The organism is Paenarthrobacter sp. NPDC089714, from assembly GCF_044748905.1.
Classification (GTDB): Bacteria; Actinomycetota; Actinomycetes; order Actinomycetales; family Micrococcaceae; genus Arthrobacter.
Map to the genome: position 1 here is coordinate 1 of NZ_JBIVGX010000006.1, position 19,405 is coordinate 19,405.

Sequence of the window (19,405 nt, forward strand, 5' to 3'; positions counted from 1 at the left end):
CGTCGAAGGCCTCCCCGACGAACTAACCACCGGCGAAGACACAGTACCCGGACGCGCCGACGACAACAACGAAGGCCGCAGCCGACGCGACTAACCACACAACCCCCATCGGCTCCTTGGCGCTTCCCGGCGTCAGGGAGCCTTTCGGCGCTGGGTGATCGAGATTACTTTGCACCTGGCTGGAATGTCGGACGTGAATTTATCCAGCCTGAGGTACACCCCAACCTGACATAGAGGCCCACTGACGTGGGAAAACTTGACCCGTAGACGCGACCCTTGATGATCTCGGGATTTCTCCCGGCGGTCAGACCGTGTAATCTGGCCGCCCGACGACCCAGAAGCGGACTCAAGTGGTTCATGTTCCCTTGGGCTAGTGCCCTGTATCGGGCTTCCCCTGCCTGACCTTGCCCACTCCAACAGTCAGGATGCGATCTATGAACTTCGCACGTCACTGTCAGTTAACTCAAGGCCCCGCCCCAGCCTGACGCGGGTGCATAAGGAAGTCCTGCTGGCGCAGCGGCCCATCATGAGTCGCCGATCTCAATCGCTCCCTTGCTCACGGAATCACGGTTATCGGTGATAAAGCCACGGGAGTAGAAGTAGCTGCGTGAACTCGTATATGTGTTACCGCCGAGGTACGGCGTATAGACGCGGCACCCGGCTGGCTTCCCCCGGCGCGAGAAAAGCCAGTCCGAGGGATCCCAGATCCTACTGCCGGTCCTTCGTGGCGAGTGTTTGTAGCAGCTCCGCTTCGGCGTTTATGGTCTTTTCGAGCGTATCTATGCCGACGCTTTCATCTGCCGCGTGAATTCTAGAAAGCATGTCCGCTGGCCCGTAGAGAAACATGTCCACGTGGGGTGACATTTCTAGGAGTGCTTGGCAGAACGGAATCGACCCTCCGGACCCAATGAGGTCGACGTCGTTGTCAAAGCTTGCCGCCAATGCATCGACAAACATTCTAAAGGGTCGAGATTTCGTGTTCACGCTGATGCCGTTGCTGCATGCCAGATGGGTAACTCGAGCCTTCAACCCCCAGGGGGTGTGACGGTGGATGTGCTGTTCCAGTGCATTGGCCGCTTGCTGGGCATCGGCCGCGGGAGGGAGCCTCAGGTTCAGGATCGCTTTTGCCTTGGCTTGAATCACTGGCGCCGCCTCATCAAGACTTGGGGCGTCAATGCCCATGATAGTCAACGCCGGTTTGGCCCAGATCTGGGATGCGGGGTCGTGCGCGCCAATCGGGTGTGCTCCTTGTAGGAGCTGGGCGTCTTCAGCGAATTTTTGCGCAGGGTATGGTGCATGATCCCAACGTCCCTCGTTGCTTAGTCCGTCGACAGTCGTATCCCCTAATGCATCGCGCATTGAGGCCAAGACGGCAACCAGAGCTGCCAGTGCGTCGGGCGCCGCCCCGCCGTAGAGACCCGAGTGAAGCGGCGTTTGTCCTGACGAGATTTCAACCGTTGTAGCGAGAAGCCCTCTTAGGGTGATGGTGAGGGCCGGGCGTTCCTGGGATATGTTCCCCGCGTCTGCGATGAGGGCGACATCGATGTTTCGAAAGTCTTCCGGATTTTCGCGCATGAATTGAATCAGTCCAGCGCCGCCGCGTTCCTCGGAGCCTTCGCACACGACCAGTATGCGCAGACGGTCGGTTGGTCCGAGAGCGCGGAGGGCAGCGATGTGCGTAACGATGCCGCCCTTGCAGTCTGCCGCTCCCCTGGCGTAGAGCCGTCCGGCCGATTCCGTTAGCACGTAAGGGTCTGACTTCCAGGCGTCGCGGTCCCCTACCGGTTGGATGTCGTAGTGGCTGTACAGCAGCACGGTGGGAGCGTCCGGTGCAGCGGTGTTTGACCCGATGACGGTGTACGAGCCGTCCGGTGTTTCCTGCAAACGGATCTCACTGATGCCGACATCTCTGAAGGCTTGCTCCACTATGCCTGCGGTCCGTTCACATGCCGGATTGTCGTGTTCTGACCCACCAGCAACGGATGGTTCGGCTACGAGCTGGGCCAGTAGGTCGATCGTTGCCGGCAACCCCTCTGACACTGCCGACGTGATGGTGTTGGTTGTCCTCGGGCTCATGACGTTGCGTATGCCTCAATCAACCGGAGTGTGGCGTCGACATCTTCCTCGGTGACCATTTCGAAGGCGCTGTGTGTGTAGCGGGTGGGAACGGCGAGCAGAGCGGTGGGAATACCCTGCATCATGAGGTTCACTCCGTCGGTTCCGAAAGCGGTGAAGAGCGCGTGTTGGAAGGGGATGTCATTCTTTTCAGCCTGGCTGATGAGGGCATCGGTGAGCGTGGGATCGTAGTGGGCGGCAGCGTCTTCGTGGACGATGCAGGTTCCTTGTCCCAGGGCTACGGTGTCCGACCCTGGGGGGCTGAGCGGTGTGTCACCGGCAGGTCCGACCTCCAAAGCGATGGCGGCGTCGAAGTTGCCGAGGTCCGCGCGCAGCGAGGAGGCGCCGATGGCACCTGTTTCCTCCTGGACGGTTCCGACGAGGACTACGTTGTGAGTGAGTTTTGAGCGGTCAATTCTTTCTGCGAAGGCCGTCATGATGGCAAGCCCGACCCTGTCGTCAAATGCCTTGCCGATGATGTGTCTGCCCAGCTTCCGGGTTTCGGCTTTGTACAGGACGGGGCTGCCTACATGCACCCCGGCCGCCTGGACTTCTTCCCGGCTGCTGAGTCCGAGGTCGATCCAGACTGTTTCCCAGTCGGGTCCCGCGGACTCGCCCCCGTTGGTGCTGCGGAGGTGGCCTGTGGGGCGCGCAAAGATTCCCTCCACGGGGCCCGAACGGGTCAGGATGATGGCTTCACGGTTGACGGCTTCGGGCAGGATGCCGAGGTTTCCTCCACGGGCTCCTGTCGCCAGCCGGACGAAGCCATTGGGATCGATGCTGCGGACGCTGAGGCTCATTTCGTCCATGTGGGCCTGGATCATGAGCCGGGGGCCGTTGCCTCCGAAGTCGGCAACGACGTTTCCTACGCGGGTGGTCGTGACGTCCGCCCCTGCCAGGGCCCAGCGGTCACGGAGGTAGTTCGCGACGGGTTGTTCCCGTCCGATCGGTCCGGGCAGCTCGGTCAGTTCTTTGAGCAGTTCAAACATGACGTCTTACTCCTTGGTTCCAATGGTGGTGAGTTCTTCGGGGGTAAACCCCAACCGGGTCATGCGGGACTCGACGACGGCTCTGGCGATGGGATGGTATCCCTCCCTGTTGCGGCGGTAGCATTCAACAGCCAGCTTCTGGGTTTCAGTGTTGGCGGCCAAGGCATCGTAAAGCGGTTTCAAATACTTCATTCGACCGGTGGAGGAGAGGAACCGGACGGAGGCGTGGATTGCCGGCTGGTAGTTGGCCCGGACACCCAGCAGTAACCAAAGCCGCTGGATCTCCATATTCTGATGGTTGAGAAGGTCAAACCTAACTTCCATGTCTTGGAAGAATTCATCGGTTTTGTTGTCCGGATCCAGCTGGCCCAGGTACACCGTCCACATCGAAGCGTCCCAGTTGTAAGCGACATCTTGCTGGATGGGTGACTGACCGATGCCCCGGATCTGCCTCAGAGCTGCTGACTCGATGTGGGGAATGGTGTTTGGCAGTCCTTCGCCGTACAGCCATTGTTCGTAGTCGATGCCTGAATCCAGGTGGCTCTTGGCATATGCAATGAATTCTTCGGTTGACAGGCTGCCGAAGGCGAAGTCCCGGAAGAAGGCTTTGAAGAACGGGTCGAACCGTTCCCGGCCGACCGACTCCTCAAGTGCTCGGATGAAAATGCTTCCCTTTTCATGTGCCACCCAGGTGGACGTGGAGTCTGGGTCCCGGTCGCGCAGGTTCATCCGTAGCCGGCTGAGTTCCATACGATTCTGGAGGAAGTCGAAGTCTTCCTCCAGATACAGGAGCCCTATCGCTGATCTGAGTTCGGCGAGGTCGCGCCCGTACAATGCTTCGGTGATCCGGCGTTCGCCGTAGGTGGTGAAGCCTTCGTTGATCCAGAAGTGGTCCATGGAGGCACCGGTCACCAGGTTGCCGCTCCAGTGGTGGGCGATTTCGTGGATGAGAACATCGGTCAGGGATCGGTCGCCGGCGATAAGTGTCGGGGTGAGGAAGACCAGACCCGGGTTTTCGAGCCCGCCGTATGGATAGCTTTGGGGCATGATGAGCAGGTCCATTCGACCCCATTGATAGGGGCCGTAGAGTTCCTCAGCGGCGGCAAGCATCGTTTCCACTTCGGCGAATTCCCACGCGGCTGCTTCGATTTGGGCGGGTTCAGCCCAAATCCTGCTCCGCGGGCTGATTTCCCGGGATTCGAGGTGACCGACGGCAAGTGCCATCAGGTAAGGGGCTCGGGGGGACTGGGCGTGGAAAGTGAAGACGGCGGCGTCACCTGTTGTTTCTTCCTCGAGCATCTCTGCAGGCATCAAGGCGGTGTATCCGACCGGGACGGTGATTTTGGCCGTGTAGGTGGTCTTGGCTGACATGCTGTCATGCAGCGGGATCATTGACCGCGCGTGGATGGTCTGGCATTGGCTATAGAGGAAGTGTCCAGTTCCGGAGGTTGTTTGTTCGGGGGTTGCCCACTGCAGGGCAGTGGACTCACTGGTCGTTCGGTAATCCACGATGACGGTATCCAGGTCCGCGGGGAGCACAAAGCTCAGTCCTTCCCCGAGAATGGGGTCCCCGCCGCCGACGGTGAAGGGAATGGGAAGACCGGCAGGGGTGCGCACGGCCTGGATGTCCAGACGGCGGGTGTCGAGGTCGACGGTATCGGGGCCGGACCTGTCGAAGCGCAGCCTGACGCTGCACCGAAGCGTGCTTGTATCGAAGTCAACGGCAGCTTCCCAGTCGAAATGCGTTGTTCGGGGCTTGTTGGTCCGCAGGCGGGAGTGCGGGTCCGGGGTCAGGGAAGTGTCGATGACTGTGTTGGGCGTGTTCATGCGATGGGATCCAGATCGTCGAGGCCACCGGGCCGGGGAATGGAGGCGATCAATTCTTTTGTGTATTCGTTGGTGGGGTGGCTGATGAGGGTGGGGCTTGAGCCGATCTCAACCAGTTGGCCTTTGTACATGACGGCGGTGACTTCTGCGATGTAGCGGACCACAGCCAGGTTGTGGGAGATAAAGAGCATCGTCAGGCCGAATTCCTGCCGGATTTCACGCACGAGGTTCAGCACTGCCGACTGCACGGACGCGTCCAGGGCGGAGGTTATCTCGTCGGCAATCAGGATTTCCGGTTCGGCTGCCAAGGCGCGCGCCACCGCGACCCGTTGGCGCATCCCACCGGAAAGCTGGCTAGGGTACCGGTCGCGGATCACTGCCGGAAGCCGTACTGCGTCGAGTAGTTCGTTGACGCGGTTCCCGACGGCCGCTCCTTGGTGTCCGCGGGTGCGGGCGACTTCGGCGATGCTGTGACCAATTGACATGGCAGGGTTCAGCGAAGAATAGGGGTCTTGGAACACCATTTGCACGTTCCGTCGCCGGCGGTGTTCGACGTCCCTGATGTCAACCCCGCCGACACGGATCGTGCCCGAGTCCAGTGGTCTCAGCCCTGCTACGGCGCGTGCGAGCGTGGATTTTCCGGAGCCGGATTCTCCGACGAGACCTAGTGCACCGCCGGAGGGAATGGTGAAGCTTATGTCGTTAAGGGCAACGGTTTTCGACACGCCCCTGCCGAAGGTCAGGCACGCGTTGGAAATCTCAAGCGATGTCAAGGTTCTTCCTTTTGGTCGATGCGGTTTCAAGGCTGCGCGGGTGGAAGCAGGCTGCCCTGGTTCCTGGGCGGACGAGTTCGAGTTGGGGAAGTACCATTCGGCATTCATCGGTGGCGAATGGGCAACGGGGTGCCACAGCACAGCCGGAGAATGTTTCGCCGGGGTGGGGCGGTTGTCCCGGCAGGGTGGCCAGTGGTTTATCCACCGGCGTTTCCAGTGTCGGCAGGGAAGCCAGCAGGGCCTCGGTATAGGGGTGGGCAGGGCCTTCCTTAAGGAGCTGTTCGACCGATATTTCCTCCACGACCCGGCCGGCGTACATGACGACAAGGCGGGTGCAGAGCTCGACGAGGACGCCGATGTCGTGTGAGACGACCAATGCGGAACTTCCGCTTTCACGGCAGCGTTTTCGGATGGCGGCCAGGACGTGGTGCTGGACCGTCATGTCCAGGGCCGTTGTTGGTTCGTCGGCGATGATCAGGTCGGCGTCGGCTATCTGTGCCATGGCGATCAAGACTCGTTGCCGCATTCCGCCGGAGAGTTCCGACGGGAACTGGTTCAGCCGCTCCCCCGGCTTGGTCATACGTAGTTCCTTGAGCCCGGCGATGGCCCGTTCCCGGGCTTGAGCGCGGGTGCTGCGGCCTTCGAGAACTTCGGTGAGCTGGGTGCCGATGCGCAGTGCGGGGTTCAGATAGGTCATCGGATCCTGGAAGATGGTGGCGATCCGGGTACCGAGCTTCGTGCGGAGATCTTTGTCTTTGATTCCCAGCAGGTCGATGCCGTCGAAGGACAGTTGTCGTGCTTGGACCTGGCCCGGGTCGCTGATCAGCCTGTTGATGGCCATGGACGTCACGGATTTGCCTGATCCTGATTCGCCGACAACACCGACAATTTCCCCGCGGTTGATGGTGAGGCTGATGTCACGGACCGGGCTCACCCATCCGTCGGTGGTTGGGTAGTGGACGCTGAGGTGGCGAACCGTCAGGAGGGGTTCATCGTCGAGGGACCGACCAGGCACCAGACGTACGTCGGTGTCCGAGTCCCGGCGGCGGGCTTCGTTGCCAGTACCTTTCCGGGTGGAGTCTGGGGTATCGGTCACTGAGGGGTTCTGTGGTGCGGGGACGCCGCGGGGCGGGCGGGCGGATCCTCCACGGTTGCGGGAGAGCGAGGCCAGAGCCTCTCCTGCCAGCCCGAAGGTGATTCCTGCGAAGACGATGGCGATTCCAGGGACCAGTGCGGCCCATGGGCTGGTGTACACGTTGGGGAGGGCGTCCCCGAGCATCCGGCCCCAGTCGTAGTTGGGGGCCTGCACGCCCAGGCCGAGGAAGCTGAGGGCTGACATTGCCAGAAGCGCGTTGCCGATGGAGATCGTCACGTAGACCATCACAGGTTCAGAAATGTTGGGAAGAACGTACCGGCGGAACAAGCGTCCACGGCTGATTCCCAGCATCCGCCCGGACACGACGTAGTCGGCTGATTCGATCTCAGCTGCGAGTGTCTGCATAAATCGGCCGAAGGACGGAGTCATGGTCAGACCCATGGCGATGACAGCGGTGACAACGCCTGGGCCCATGAGGATGGTGATGAACAAGGCGACCAGCAGTACGGGGAAGGCCATCCAGGTCGAAAGGACTGAGGCCAAGAAACGCTGGGCACGGCGTCCCAGAACGACCGGCAAGGCGCCGAGCAGGGTGCCAAGCACCACGCCGATCGCGGTAGCGCACAGGGCCATGACCAGGGAGATCTGCCCGGCGGCCATCACTCGTGCCAGGACGTCCCGGCCGAGGGCGTCGGTGCCGGCGATGTGGTCCCCGCCTGGTGGGGCATTGAGTGCTGTGGGGTTTGGTGTATCGCCCGCGGCACCCCAGATGGACGGGCCGATCAGTGCGATCACGATCAGGACCAGCAGGGCGAGGAACGCAAACGCCCGCAAGGGTGAGGAAAAAGCGGTCCTCAAAAAATGTAGGCGCATGGTTACATCTCCACTAAGGCGGTTCGACGGTCAAGGGCGGCGAGGAGCACATCAACCAAGAGGTTGATCAGGATGATGAGGGTGGCGTAGACGATGGCGACGCCGACGACGACGTTGTAGTCCCTGGCAGAAATGGATTGGATCAGGGTGTATCCCAGCCCTGGCCAGTTGAACACCTGCTCGACCAGCGCGGTGGCGGCAACCAGGCCCCCGAGTGTGGTGCCGCCAAGGGTCAGCACTGCGGTGAGCATGTTTGGCAGCGCGTGTTTGAAGTACAGGGTGGTTTTTGGGAGCCGCTTTGAGCGGGCCGTGCGCATGTAGTCCTGGCCGAGTACTTTCAGCCCTTCCACACGTGCGATCCGTGCTATCAGCGCCGATGACGCGGCGCCCAGGGCGATGATCGGGAGGACGTAGGAAGCTGCGGAGTCCGATCCGGCGATAGGCAGGACAGGCCACATGATGCCGAAGAGCACCACCAGGCCCACGGCCAACAAGTACTCGGGGATCGACAGGAACAGTCCTGTGATGCCCCCGAAGCTGAACTCAGTCAAACGGCGGCGTCCATTCTGGGTCATGACCGCAACGATCAGACCCAGCGGTATGGCAACGATGAGCACAACAACTACCGCGATGAAGCCGAGCGCCAGCGTCTTGGGCAGACGCTCGGCAACAACGCTGCTAACAGACTGCCCTGTGATGAAGGAGGACCCCAGATCTCCTTGGAGCAGGCCAAGAAGATATTGCAGGTACTGATTCAAAAGCGGAGCATCGAGTCCGAGTTCGGCCCGTCGCTGCTCAACAAGCGCCAGGGGCGCCGTCGGCCCCAAGGCCTCCCTGACAGGGTCGCCACCGGACATCCGGACAACGAAGAAGGCAACAGTCACGATGATGAACAGTGAAATGATCATCCGGGCCGTTCTGCGGAGCAGGAAGCGGATCCACACGTGCGTGCGTGTTTTCTCGGCCGGTTGCCGTTTGGTGGCGGGCTCTGGGGTGGCGGCGACCGGTGGGTCTATGCCGAGCTCGTGACTCACAAGATGCTCACTTTCGTTGGGAGTCTGTTACTGGTAGTGGCTTGTTGCTACTTGGACATGCGGATCGACGTTGCGTCGACGCTGCCCAGGATGCCGAGGTTGAACTTGGCTTTGTTGCCGTAGATCGTCTGCGTGTTTGCTACCACGGGCACGATGTCGTTGTCCTTGATCAGTGCCGCTTCGGCTTCACCCCAGATGGGGCAGGAGGCCTCTCCGGCCTTTGTGACTGCTTCTTTCGTCTTGGCCTGGTACGTAGCGTTTTGGATGGAAGCGAAGTTGCGTCCGTTCGGCGGGGTCCCGCCGTTGACGAGAATGGTCCACACGCTGGGGTCTTCGGTGCTGAAAGGGCCCCAGACCATGTCCCAGTCGCCTCCGCTGAACAGGACGCTGGCGTAGTTATCCGACCCGACGAGGGCGAGGTCCACACCAACGGCCCGCAATTCCTTCTGGATGAGTTCGGCTGCGGATACCAGCTCCGTGCCGCGGTTGCTCGGGTAGAGGAACTTCAGCTGCAGGGCTTTTCCGTCCTTGCTGCGGATGCCATCGGATCCAGCTTTCCATCCGGCTGCGTCCAGGGCCTTGGCAGCGGAATCAGCGTCGAAGGAGGCAACATTTCCGGAAATGGTGTCGACGCTGCACACCGAAGGAGTGCCGGTGACGATGGACTTCAGGTCCTGCCCGCGGCCTCCGGAGGCTACCGAACCGATGGACTTCAGGTCCAGGGCCTGGCTGAGGGCGTTTCGGACTGATTTGTCGGCACCAACGCGTCCAGCGGCCTGGTTGAAGAAGATCAGACCCGGATTGGCGGGAATATCAATCTTGGCCAGGTTCTGGTTCTTTAGGCGGTCCCTATCCGCGCCGGAGAGCCCGGTGATGTTCATGTCTCCGCTGATCAGCAAGTTCGCGCGGGTTGCTTCGTTGGCCACAACCTTGACAGTGACCGTGGCAGGAACTCCGGCGTCGCTGGCCTTCGTCCCTCCCGGGCCCCAGGCATACTCCGGGCGGACGCTGAACGTGAAACTCTGGCCCGGGGTTGACCCGGTGAGCTTAAACATGCCGGAACCCGACGTCGTCGTCGCCAAGCTCGCGGGGTTGTCAGCGCCGGCGCCGCAAAGAATCGGCATGTAACTCAATGAGTTAAGAAGGAAGCTGGAAGGAGTCGCCGAGGTGACTTCGATGGTCTTATTGGCATCGTCGGCCGTGACCTTCGCGTCAACGGGGATGAACGCCCCAAGCCACGGGGAGCTGTTCTTCTTGTCCAGCACCCAGGCAAAGGTCTTGGCTGCCACAGACGGGGTCAAGGCCGTTCCATCGGAGCACTTCACATCGTCGCGAAGCACAAACCTTGCACTCGTGGGAGTGGATTCCCAGGAAGTTGCAAGGTTCGCCTGGAACTTCCCGTCAGCATCCCGGGCGACCAGATGGTCATAGGCCATGGCCATCAACTGGTAAGAAGACGGAGACGGGTTCCCCGCCAACGGGTTCAGGGTACCGGGGTCTGCCGCGATGGCGATGGAGGCCTGTCCCCCAGTGACGGCCTCCTGCCCTGAGGTACCGTTGTTTGATCCGCCAGGGGCACATCCGGAGGCAGCAAGCAAAGCTACAGAGGCTGCTGCCACAGCAAGCGCTGGTCGTGCGTTCATTGTTTTGCTCTCTTGTCGGTTATTCAGATTCTCTCCCCGGCACCACGCCGGGTTGGAGAGGGAGGAGGGGAAAGTTGCTGTTTATGAGGGCTTCCGTGCGCCCATGACTGATTTGGTTTCCAGGAATTCCTCGAAACCCAAGGTCCCGCATTCACGCCCGTTGCCGGACTGCTTGTAGCCGCCAAAGGGGGCGCCGACGTCGAGGCCGGCACCGTTGATGCCCACGGTTCCCGTTCTCAGTTGCCGGGCGACCTCAAGTGCGCGTGACTCATCGGCGGAGAACACGCCGCCGGAGAGCCCGTAGATCGAGTCGTTGGCCAGAGCAATGGCTTCGTCGACGGTCTCGTACGGCGTAACCGCTAGGACGGGACCGAACACTTCCTCGTGAAAGAGCCGCATGTCCGGGGTGACGTTGGTGAAGATCGTTGGGTGCACGAAGGCACCATCCTCCAAGCCAGTCACTCCGCCGACACCCCCCGTGACGACTTCAGCGCCGTCCTGGATGGCCTGCTCGATGTGGAGCCGGACTCGTTCAAGCTGCTGAATGGACGCCAGAGGACCGAGGACAGTGGATTCTTCCTCCGGCCGGCCCGGGGTCCACTTGTGGGTTTCTTCGAGGGCCTGCTTGACCCAGAGCTCCTGCATCGAGGATGGCACCAACACGCGGGTCAGAGCCGCGCAGGTCTGCCCGGTGTTGGCGAAGGCCGAGCGGAGGACCGCCGAGACGGAGTCGGCGACGGGTGCGTCGTCCAGGATGACGGCCGCGGATTTTCCACCGAGTTCGAGGGTGACGCGCTTAATGGACGCTGCGGCGCGTATGGAGATCCGTTCGCCGACGTTCCGCGATCCCGTAAAGGTGACCATGTCCACCTTCGGATGAGTCACCAAGGGGTCGCCGACTCCTTTGCCGTCACCGAAGACGACGTTGAACACGCCTGCCGGGAAGCCCGCTGTTTCGACCATTCCTGCGAGCATCGCTGCGTTGAGCGGAGCGACTTCGCTGGGTTTCAGAACCACCGTGCATCCGGCCAGCAGAGCAGCCCCGACTTTAAGGCTGATCTGATGGAGCGGGAAGTTCCAGGGTGTAATCGCTGCAACGACGCCGACTGGTTCGGAGATCACCAGGGAGTTGGATATTTCCCTTTCGGCATGGTGGGTGCGGGCTGCGGCCACCAATTCGCGCAGGTCGGCGACAGCGACTCCTACCTGGGCCGCACGTGCGAACGCCAGCGGCGAACCCATCTCCTCGGTGAGAACCGCAGCGAGGGCGTCCCTGTCGCGTTCGATTTCGGTGATCAGGCGCTCTACCAGACGGATCCGTTCCTCGGGTAAGGTTCGTGCCCAGGCAGGAAATGCTGCAGAGGCCGCCTCGACCGCGTCGTTGACGTCCTCGTCCGTGCCCGCAACGACGGCGCCGACTTTGCGTCCGTCACTAGGGCTGATCACGTCGATGACGTTTCGGCCCTGTGCTGTGCCCCAGTGTCCGTTGATGTAGTGCCCGACGGCGGTGTCCGCAAAGCTGCCGGTCATTTCAAGGCTCCGGCTGCAACAAGATGGGCGTCCGGTTCCAGAGGGGCAGGGCGCGGAATGCCTTCGTGGATCAGGTGCCATGGAGATGGGAACTCTCCGACCGGAACCTCAATGAGAATGGGTTCGTTTGCAGGAACGGCTTCAGCAAGGACACCGCGAAGTTCGGCAGGAGTTGTCGCCATCGCCCGTGCGATACCGAACGCGCCGGCCAGTTCGCCGTAATCCGGGTTGGTCAGGTCGCTGGCGAAGTAGCGTGCCCCGTAGCGGTTCTTCTGGATTCGGCGGACGTTCCCGAAGAAGCCGTCGTTGAAGACGATGGTCACGAGCCCGAGGCCGTATCTCTTGGCCGTGGACAGTTCCTGCAGGGTCCAGGAGAACCCCCCGTCACCGTTGACGGAAACCACGGCACGGTTCCGGTCGGCTGCTTTGACGCCGAGCGCCGTCGCGAAGCCGTAACCAAGCGTTCCTTGGTAGCCGGGGCCGATGTATGTCCTGGGCGCGTAGGCAGGGTAGCAAGCGCTGGCGGCGTAGCCGACTTGGGTGAATTCGCTGACAAAGACACCGTCATCAGGCAACGAAGCCCTGATAGCGGACAGGTACTCGCGCTGAGGTGCGATGTCCTGGAACTGGAGATCAAGCCATTCACGCACCGAGGCGAATTCGGACTCCCTGGACTCGCGGGATAGGCTTCCCAACGCGGCCGTGATGGCCTTCAGGCCAGCGTCGGCGTCAGCATGAATGCGAAGCTCGGCCGGCCGGGGATCGGTCAGATCCGCCTCTTCTGCGTTCAACAGGATGACCTTGGCACTGCCCGTCTCCATGGCGGTGCCGAACGTGGACACAAACCGGCTGCCAACTGCAAGGACTAGATCCGCATCCTCACGGAAAGCCCTCAATGCAAGAGCGTCGAAAGCGAGCCTGTGCCGGGCATCCAAGGCACCGCGGCCATTTTCGCTCATCAACACCGGAGCTTCCAGCGACTCAGCCAGTGCCTGAAGCGCCTTGGACGCTCCCGAGGCGAGGACACCTCCACCAACGTAGATCAGGGGCCGACGGGCCTGCCGCAGCAGTGCCGCAGCCTGCTCAATCAGTCGCTGCTCGGGCTGGGTGGGCTCAAAGGAAACAATCCCGGGAATCGGGGCTGATCCAAAGGATGCAAGGACATCCGGCGGCAGCTCAAGCGCCACCGGGCGCGGACGGCCACTACGCAACTGGAGGAAGGCCTCCTGCACCAGTCCCGGGATCTCGTCAGCCGACCGGGCCATAGCCGACCACTTGGTCAACCTGGACAGGTGACCGGACTGGTCCGGAATCTCGTGCAAAGCCCCCAGTCCCCTGCCGATGGCCTTCGAATCGATCTGTCCGGCCAGAAGCAATACGGGCGAATTGGCCGAGTAGGCGGTCGCAAGGCCCGAAAGGGCGTTGAGCACGCCAGGACCTGGCACGACCATGGCCACGCCTTCTTTATCTGTGCTGCGGGCATACCCATCGGCCATGTACGTCGTAGCTTGCTCGTTGCGTGCGCAAGTGAAGCTGATCTTCTCGGTACGCGAGAACAGTGCATCTGCCGCCGCATCCAGCTGGACCCCTGGGATGCCAAAGATCTGGTCGACCCCCTGGGCTGCCAAGGATTCGGCCAAAAGGTCGCCTCCGGTCAATTGTGTCATTCGTCTCTCCTACGTGTTTAGGGGCTGCGGTTATCAAATGTATTGGTTATAATCATTTCAGGCAAGAGCTGTCAGAGCTTTTTTACAAGATTGAAACTTCTTGCCCCGGAAAGATCGGAGCTGCAGGCCGGGCTTCGGCAGGGTTCCGGCCACCTCGCCGATAAGATGGGGCCAGTAGGGCAATCGCTTACGGCCCCCCCGCAGAGTCAGGACACTTAAGATGACCGCCAATCCCGGTACCGAATCCCGCGCTGTGATGACTCCCCTGGCCCGGCTTCGGACTGCGCCGTCCGTGGCTGATGCGGTGGTAGAGGAGATCGAAGCGATCATCGCTCGTGATGAGCTGCCCTCTGGTCACAAGATTGGGACCAAACAAGGCCTGGCAGAACAATTCGGTGTCGCGCCGGCGACTCTCGCCGAAGCCCTGCGGGTGCTTAGGGGTCGAGGCGTCATTGAGGCGCGTCCCGGCCCTGGCGGCGGCCTGTTCGTGGCAAATCAGACTCCACTGCTCAGGCTTGCCCACAGCGTTCTGCAGCTTCGTCGTGAGGGCGCACCAGTGAACGACGTCATTGCCGTTCTGGATGCCCTGGACGAAGCGGTCGTCTTCGATGCCGCCAAACACAGAACCACCGGGGACCTGGAGGACCTGGACCGCATCATGGGCGAGCTTGCCTCGGTCTGGCATGATCCCGTTCGGGGGCTTCACTGCAACTGGACGCTGCATCGGCGGATCGCCAAAATTTCACCCAATGCGGTTCTTAGAACGTTTTATTTGAACCTGGTCGACTACATCGACGGCGAAAGCAGCCAACTCCAGATGCCCACTGCCTCCTTGGATGTCCCCGGATTTAAGCCCGACACCGATGTCCGCCTGCGTATCCACTTTGACCTGGTGGAAGCCATCCGCTCCCAGGATGAGGACGAAGCTCGACGGGCAGTCCTCGCGCACCGGACCCCCGGCTTCTAGGATTACAGAAGGGTTCTGCGTTGTTCTTCCTCGGTGAGGTTGCGCAGAACCCTTCTTGCACGAGCGGAGACTTACCGCTGTGCAGCTTCCTGAGAGGCATGCTCGAACGCTCCACCCGTTAGGCCCTTGTCAGCCAGGGCATCCACGGCCTTGACGATCACGTCTGCGGCGCCTGGGCCACCGATGGAGATCCGCAAGCCTTCCCCGGCGAACGGACGGACGAGGATTCCATGTTCTTCAAGAATCTGCGCAGCTTCGACCGTCGCAGCCCCCAAAGGAAGCCAGAGGAAATTCCCTTCCGCATCGGGTACCCGCCACCCCTTCTTCTTCAGGGAGTCGACGACGAAGTCCCTCTCACCCACGATCCAATCGACCCGCTCCCCCAACTCGGCTTCAGCCCGTAGTGACGCCAGGGCGGCGACCTGGGCCAGTTGTGTCACGCCGAAAGGAATCGCGACCTTGCGCAGCGCACTGGCCAAGCTCTCGGGTGCAATTGCGTATCCAACCCGAAGTCCGGCCAGACCATAGGCCTTCGAGAAAGTGTGTGCCACGGCTACGTTCGGGAACTTCTTGAACAAGCGAACCCCATCAGCCGTATCGGGGCGGCGGTTGAATTGCACATAGGCTTCGTCGATGACCACGGCAATGTCGCTGGGGACACGCTCAAGGAAACGCTCAACTTCCTCGTGCCCCAACATCGTTCCCGTGGGGTTGTTGGGATTGCACAACAGGATCAGCCGCGTGCGTTCAGTGATCCGCTCCAGGAATCCGTCCAGGTCATGCCCAAAGTCCTCATTCAGGGGAACCCGGACCGGAGTAGCACCTGCGGCCAGAACCAAGAGCGGGTAGGCCTCAAAGGAGCGCCACGCGAAGAGAACTTCGTCGCCGCTCCCGGCAGTCGCGCGGATAAGCTGCGATACCACTTCAACGGAGCCGCTTCCGAAAACCACGGCAGCCGGGTCAACACCGTAGCGCTCGGCCACTGCGGCGGTGAGAGCAGAGGCTGCCATCTCCGGATAACGGTTGATTGCGCCCACGTGTTCTGCCACCGCCTCCACCACCGATGGCAGAGGCCCAAAAGGATTCTCGTTGGAGGACAACTTGAACATGTCCTCGCCGCCCGTGGCCGAAGGCGCCGCCTTCCCTGCCTTGTAGTCGGGAATCACACTCAGTTCTTTTCGTAGCCGCAGTTCACCCACGTCATAGCCCTTCATTTGCTCTCACCGCATCGGTTGACACGGCGATGAATCTATAGTGACATATTGATTATAACCATTTAGTCTTATTGCTCAATACGATGAGGTGAACCCGCCCATGAACGATTCGCCACAGCGGCTTCTGGGTTGTGACGGGGCCGGGGTGCCCCAATGAGAACAGCATCCACGACCTTGCTAAGGGACAATGAAGTGAACGCAGACCAAGCGTCCGAGCAGCTCCAAATGCGCGTCCGCGCTATTCAATGGGAAGCTGATTCCGTCGTAAGCCTGGTGCTGGTTGCCCTGCACGGCGAAAGCCTGCCGGAATGGCAGCCCGGGGCACATGTGGACGTGCAGCTTTCCCCGGGCCTGTCCCGTTCCTACTCGCTGAGCGGCGACCCACGGGATCGTTTTTCCTACCGGATAAGTGTTGGTCTTGCATCCGACAGTCGTGGAGGATCGGCGCATATTCATCAGTCCGTCCGCGCCGGTGATGTCCTCACACTCAGCCGACCCCAGTCGAACTTTGAGTTCGTGGACGCAGAGGCTTATCTGTTCTTGGCCGGTGGCATCGGAATCACGCCGTTCCTGCCCATGATCACCCTCGCCGAAGCACACGGACGACCTTGGCGACTGTCCTACGCTGTGCCCTCGCGCGATGCCATGCCCTTTGGCCATGAACTGGCCTCATACGGCAGTACCGTCGCGGTCTACGCCAGCGACGAAGGAAGCCGGCTGGTTCTGGCCGATCACATCCACAGTGTCGATAGTTCAACCGCCATCTACTGCTGTGGGCCGGAACGCATGATCAGCGAAGCCGAACAGATTGCAGCGGTCGCCGGGCAGCGCGTTCGAACCGAGAGGTTCCGTGGAGCTGAACTGGCGCCGGCACTGCGCGAAGGTGCTTTCAACGTCGTATGCGCCCGCTCAGCCAAAACCGTCACCGTTAATCCAGATGAAAGCGTCCTGGACGCACTGGAAGGACAGGGGCTCGCCGTCCCGTCCTCTTGCCGGGAAGGCGCCTGCGGGACCTGCGAACTCGCGGTTCTTCGAGGAGAAGTCGACCACCGCGATTCAATCCTTTCACCAGAGGAAAAGCAAGCAAACGAAACCATGATGGTCTGCGTCTCGCGGGCCGTGTCTGAGGAGTTGGAACTCGATGTCTGAAGCAGTGCAGGAGAAATTCGATACCGGGACCGGCTATGGTCTCAAGCCCAACGGCCCGCTGCGTCACTTGGCCGAGGTAGGCCCTGGAACCCCCTACGGAGAGGTCTTGCGACGTTACTGGCACCCCGTGGGCCTCTCAAGTGACGCGACGTCCAGGCCCCGCAAGATCAAGGTACTCGGCGAAGAGTTGATTCTCTTCCGGACTCGAAAAGACGGGACGGCCGCTTTGCTGCACCCCCGGTGCATCCACCGGGGTGCTTCCCTGTTCTACGGAGCCGTCGAGGAGGAAGGCATCCGCTGCTGCTACCACGGCTGGCTCTTCTCACCCGAGGGGCAATGTCTTGAACAGCCCTGCGAACCAGGGCTTGGCCTTCACCGCGAAAAGGTCCGCCAACCTTGGTACCCCCTGCAGGAACGGTACGGACTTATCTGGGCCTACATGGGCCCGCCTGAAAAGAAGCCTCTGCTGCCCCGCTACGACGTCTTTGAAGATCTCGCTGACGGAGAGCACCTGATTGTCAACGACGCTGGTGTCGGCGGCGGCGGCCCTGCTGCTTTGGACTTCAACTGGCTCCAGCACTGGGAAAACGTCATGGACCCCTTCCATGTACCGATCCTGCACGCCCGTTTCAGTGGCGAGCAATTCACCGCTGAGATGGCACTGATGCCCGAAGTTTCCTACGAATACACGCCCAATGGTGTGCGCTCGACCCAGATCCGGGTACTCGACGAGTCCCGCGTCCTCCGTCGAGTCACGGAAGTGATGTTCCCGAACCTTCGGGTAGTACCCAGCCCGAAGCTTGCAGGCGGAACCACCAACATGATCGGCTGGGTCGTCCCGGAGGACGACTCGAACTTCCGGATCTACACCTTGGCAGTCAGTGAGGACCCGGAATTCCTGGCCAAGCTTCGCTCCACCCACGACGGAAAGCCCTGGGCAACTCTCACCGACGACGAGCACCAGAGCATGCCCGGTGACTACGAGGCGCAGAAGAGCCAGGGCGACATCTCCTTCCACGCCGATGACCACCTCTCAACGACCGACCAAGGTGTGGCGATGATCAGGCGCATGATGGCCAAACAGATCCGGGCCGTCGAATCCGGGGCAGATCCCGCAGGCATCATTCGAGACGCGGCTGTGGAAACAGTCGCCATCACGGGCGGCAACTTCCTGGTCCCTGCCTCATCCTCATCAACCGATGCGGGCAAAGATGACTAACTCCGAAGGCGCAGCCAGAACCCCGACGGAAGTAGCCGACGACAGAGCCCGTCCTCTGTTGATGCTTGGTGTGGGCGGAGTCATCGCTCTCGAACAAGCTGCCACGTTGCCCGCAGTGAACGAGCACGTCACGGCGGCCGGGAAGTGGTCAAGGGAGGTGCTGATTCCAGTCGGTACCAGGGAACTGATTTCGGAGCTTGCAGAACGCTACGACATTGTGTGGGTTTCGGAATGGGGGGCCAACGCCCATGTGGCATTCACCCCCGCACTATCCCTTCCCGGCAAGCCATGGCCATACATACCGGCCCAGTTCAACAAACTACGCCGCATACAGAGGTTCGCCGGCCATAGACCGTGGGTATGGGTAGACGATCCGCTCGTGGACCTGGATCCGTTGCCCGAAGAACCGGGCGGAGTTGTTGTGCGCACGAACCCTTCCCGAGGACTGGTTGGCCTGGGGACAGAGTCGCTCCATCGGCTCATGACAGGCACCTCCCTTCCGACTGAGCAATCTTCAGAACAGGCTTCTGAAACGTGAAAAGAGAATGGATCGGTTCCGTTCCGTTTCCCGCAGCAGAGAGGGACCACACCCCTGGGCCGGCAAACCACTTGCCCGGTCGCGGGTTGGTGGTCTCCCGAGCCAGCCGCAGGAATTGACGTCACTATCGCTGGGTCCGTGATGCCGCTCCATGATGGACAACGGGCCCCGGAACCGCCCCGCCGACGGTTCCGGCCGCGCGGCCCTTGGGAAGGCCGGCAACACGCCCTGCTGTGACCCAATGGCAACGTGCTGTTCAGCAGCGATTTCACCACAGATTCCGTGGTCTTGGCGGCCTTGTGCTTGTTCCATGAAGTGTGTGTAGAGTCGGCGCTGGTACCGGTAGTGGCCAGGGAGATTGATTTTGAACGCGCCCGCCAATCCGGGTTCGTTTTCCCAGGAGATGCTTAGCGGTTTCCCTACGATGTGGCTGCGGATGTCTACCTCGGGATAGATTTCGGCCAGGGCCCGCAGCATGGTCTCGGCGCGCTGCTCCGGGGTCAGGGGCAGCCACTTCAGGGCGTCGTCGTTCCAGGTGTAGGACAGGCAGATCAGGGCTTGTTGGTCTGGGCCGTTATCGAACAGGTACGTGCCGCGCGTGACTTTATCGGTCAGGGTAGTGCTCATGATGTTGCGGCCCGTTTCCGGGTTCGTGTCCAGCCAGAACGGCCGGTCAACAAGATCGGCTACGTCCATAATCGCGCCGCCCGGCAGCTGCGCGAAAACACCACAGGTGCCGTGGCACTGTACGTCCCGCAGCGGGTACGCAAC

13 protein-coding genes and 1 pseudogene are annotated in these 19,405 nt (G+C 61.3%); 3 read left to right on the top strand and 11 right to left on the bottom strand.

The annotated features are described in order from the left end of the window. Positions 1–708 precede the first annotated feature (708 nt). The 9 genes from ACIPY3_RS12140 to ACIPY3_RS12180 form a co-directional block, all read right to left on the bottom strand. Positions 709–2,076 (bottom strand): M20/M25/M40 family metallo-hydrolase, encoded by a 1,368-nt coding sequence (locus ACIPY3_RS12140; RefSeq protein WP_400334378.1) that lies wholly within the window; start codon positions 2,074–2,076, stop codon positions 709–711. Continuing rightward, entirely contained in the window at positions 2,073–3,104 is a 1,032-nt protein-coding gene (locus ACIPY3_RS12145; RefSeq protein WP_400334380.1) for a M42 family metallopeptidase, read from the bottom strand. The genes ACIPY3_RS12140 and ACIPY3_RS12145 overlap by 4 nt, the downstream gene beginning before the upstream one ends. Before the next feature lie 6 nt (positions 3,105–3,110). Further along, complete coding sequence (locus ACIPY3_RS12150) at positions 3,111–4,931, bottom strand: M1 family metallopeptidase (RefSeq protein ID WP_400334382.1); 1,821 nt, start codon at positions 4,929–4,931, stop codon at positions 3,111–3,113. Beyond that, positions 4,928–5,704 (bottom strand): ABC transporter ATP-binding protein, encoded by a 777-nt coding sequence (locus ACIPY3_RS12155; RefSeq protein WP_400334384.1) that lies wholly within the window; start codon positions 5,702–5,704, stop codon positions 4,928–4,930. The genes ACIPY3_RS12150 and ACIPY3_RS12155 overlap by 4 nt, the downstream gene beginning before the upstream one ends. Beyond that, positions 5,691–7,673 carry a dipeptide/oligopeptide/nickel ABC transporter permease/ATP-binding protein gene (locus ACIPY3_RS12160; RefSeq protein ID WP_400334386.1) on the bottom strand — a complete coding sequence of 661 codons (1,983 nt, stop codon included), beginning with the start codon at positions 7,671–7,673 and terminating at the stop codon, positions 5,691–5,693. Before ACIPY3_RS12160 ends, ACIPY3_RS12155 begins: the two co-directional genes overlap by 14 nt. Before the next feature lie 2 nt (positions 7,674–7,675). After that, positions 7,676–8,707 (bottom strand): ABC transporter permease, encoded by a 1,032-nt coding sequence (locus tag ACIPY3_RS12165; protein WP_400334388.1) that lies wholly within the window; start codon positions 8,705–8,707, stop codon positions 7,676–7,678. A gap of 47 nt (positions 8,708–8,754) precedes the next feature. Next, positions 8,755–10,350, bottom strand: a complete 1,596-nt coding sequence (locus tag ACIPY3_RS12170) for an ABC transporter substrate-binding protein (protein WP_400334390.1) — start codon at positions 10,348–10,350, stop codon at positions 8,755–8,757. 81 nt (positions 10,351–10,431) lie between these two features. Next, positions 10,432–11,880 (bottom strand): aldehyde dehydrogenase family protein, encoded by a 1,449-nt coding sequence (locus ACIPY3_RS12175; RefSeq protein WP_400334391.1) that lies wholly within the window; start codon positions 11,878–11,880, stop codon positions 10,432–10,434. Continuing rightward, complete coding sequence (locus tag ACIPY3_RS12180; protein ID WP_400334393.1) at positions 11,877–13,547, bottom strand: thiamine pyrophosphate-dependent enzyme; 1,671 nt, start codon at positions 13,545–13,547, stop codon at positions 11,877–11,879. Before ACIPY3_RS12180 ends, ACIPY3_RS12175 begins: the two co-directional genes overlap by 4 nt. A 220-nt stretch (positions 13,548–13,767) precedes the next feature. Here ACIPY3_RS12180 and ACIPY3_RS12185 point away from each other — a divergent pair, with 220 nt between their 5' ends. Then, on the top strand, positions 13,768–14,514 hold the full coding sequence (locus tag ACIPY3_RS12185) for a FadR/GntR family transcriptional regulator (protein WP_400334395.1): 747 nt from the start codon (positions 13,768–13,770) through the stop codon (positions 14,512–14,514). Positions 14,515–14,585: 71 nt separating this feature from the next. Here the strand turns inward: ACIPY3_RS12185 and hisC are convergent, their stop codons facing one another. After that, complete coding sequence (gene hisC, locus ACIPY3_RS12190; RefSeq protein ID WP_400334397.1) at positions 14,586–15,728, bottom strand: histidinol-phosphate transaminase; 1,143 nt, start codon at positions 15,726–15,728, stop codon at positions 14,586–14,588. A gap of 192 nt (positions 15,729–15,920) precedes the next feature. Between hisC and ACIPY3_RS12195 the strand changes: the two genes are divergently transcribed. Beyond that, positions 15,921–16,877 carry a PDR/VanB family oxidoreductase gene (locus ACIPY3_RS12195; RefSeq protein ID WP_400334399.1) on the top strand — a complete coding sequence of 319 codons (957 nt, stop codon included), beginning with the start codon at positions 15,921–15,923 and terminating at the stop codon, positions 16,875–16,877. Further along, positions 16,870–18,096, top strand: a complete 1,227-nt coding sequence (locus tag ACIPY3_RS12200) for a Rieske 2Fe-2S domain-containing protein (RefSeq protein ID WP_400334401.1) — start codon at positions 16,870–16,872, stop codon at positions 18,094–18,096. Before ACIPY3_RS12195 ends, ACIPY3_RS12200 begins: the two co-directional genes overlap by 8 nt. A gap of 814 nt (positions 18,097–18,910) precedes the next feature. On the opposite strand, the pseudogene ACIPY3_RS12205 reads toward ACIPY3_RS12200, so the two are convergent. Then, a pseudogene (locus ACIPY3_RS12205) lies at positions 18,911–19,393 on the bottom strand (FAD-dependent oxidoreductase); the annotation flags it as partial. Positions 19,394–19,405 lie beyond the last annotated feature (12 nt).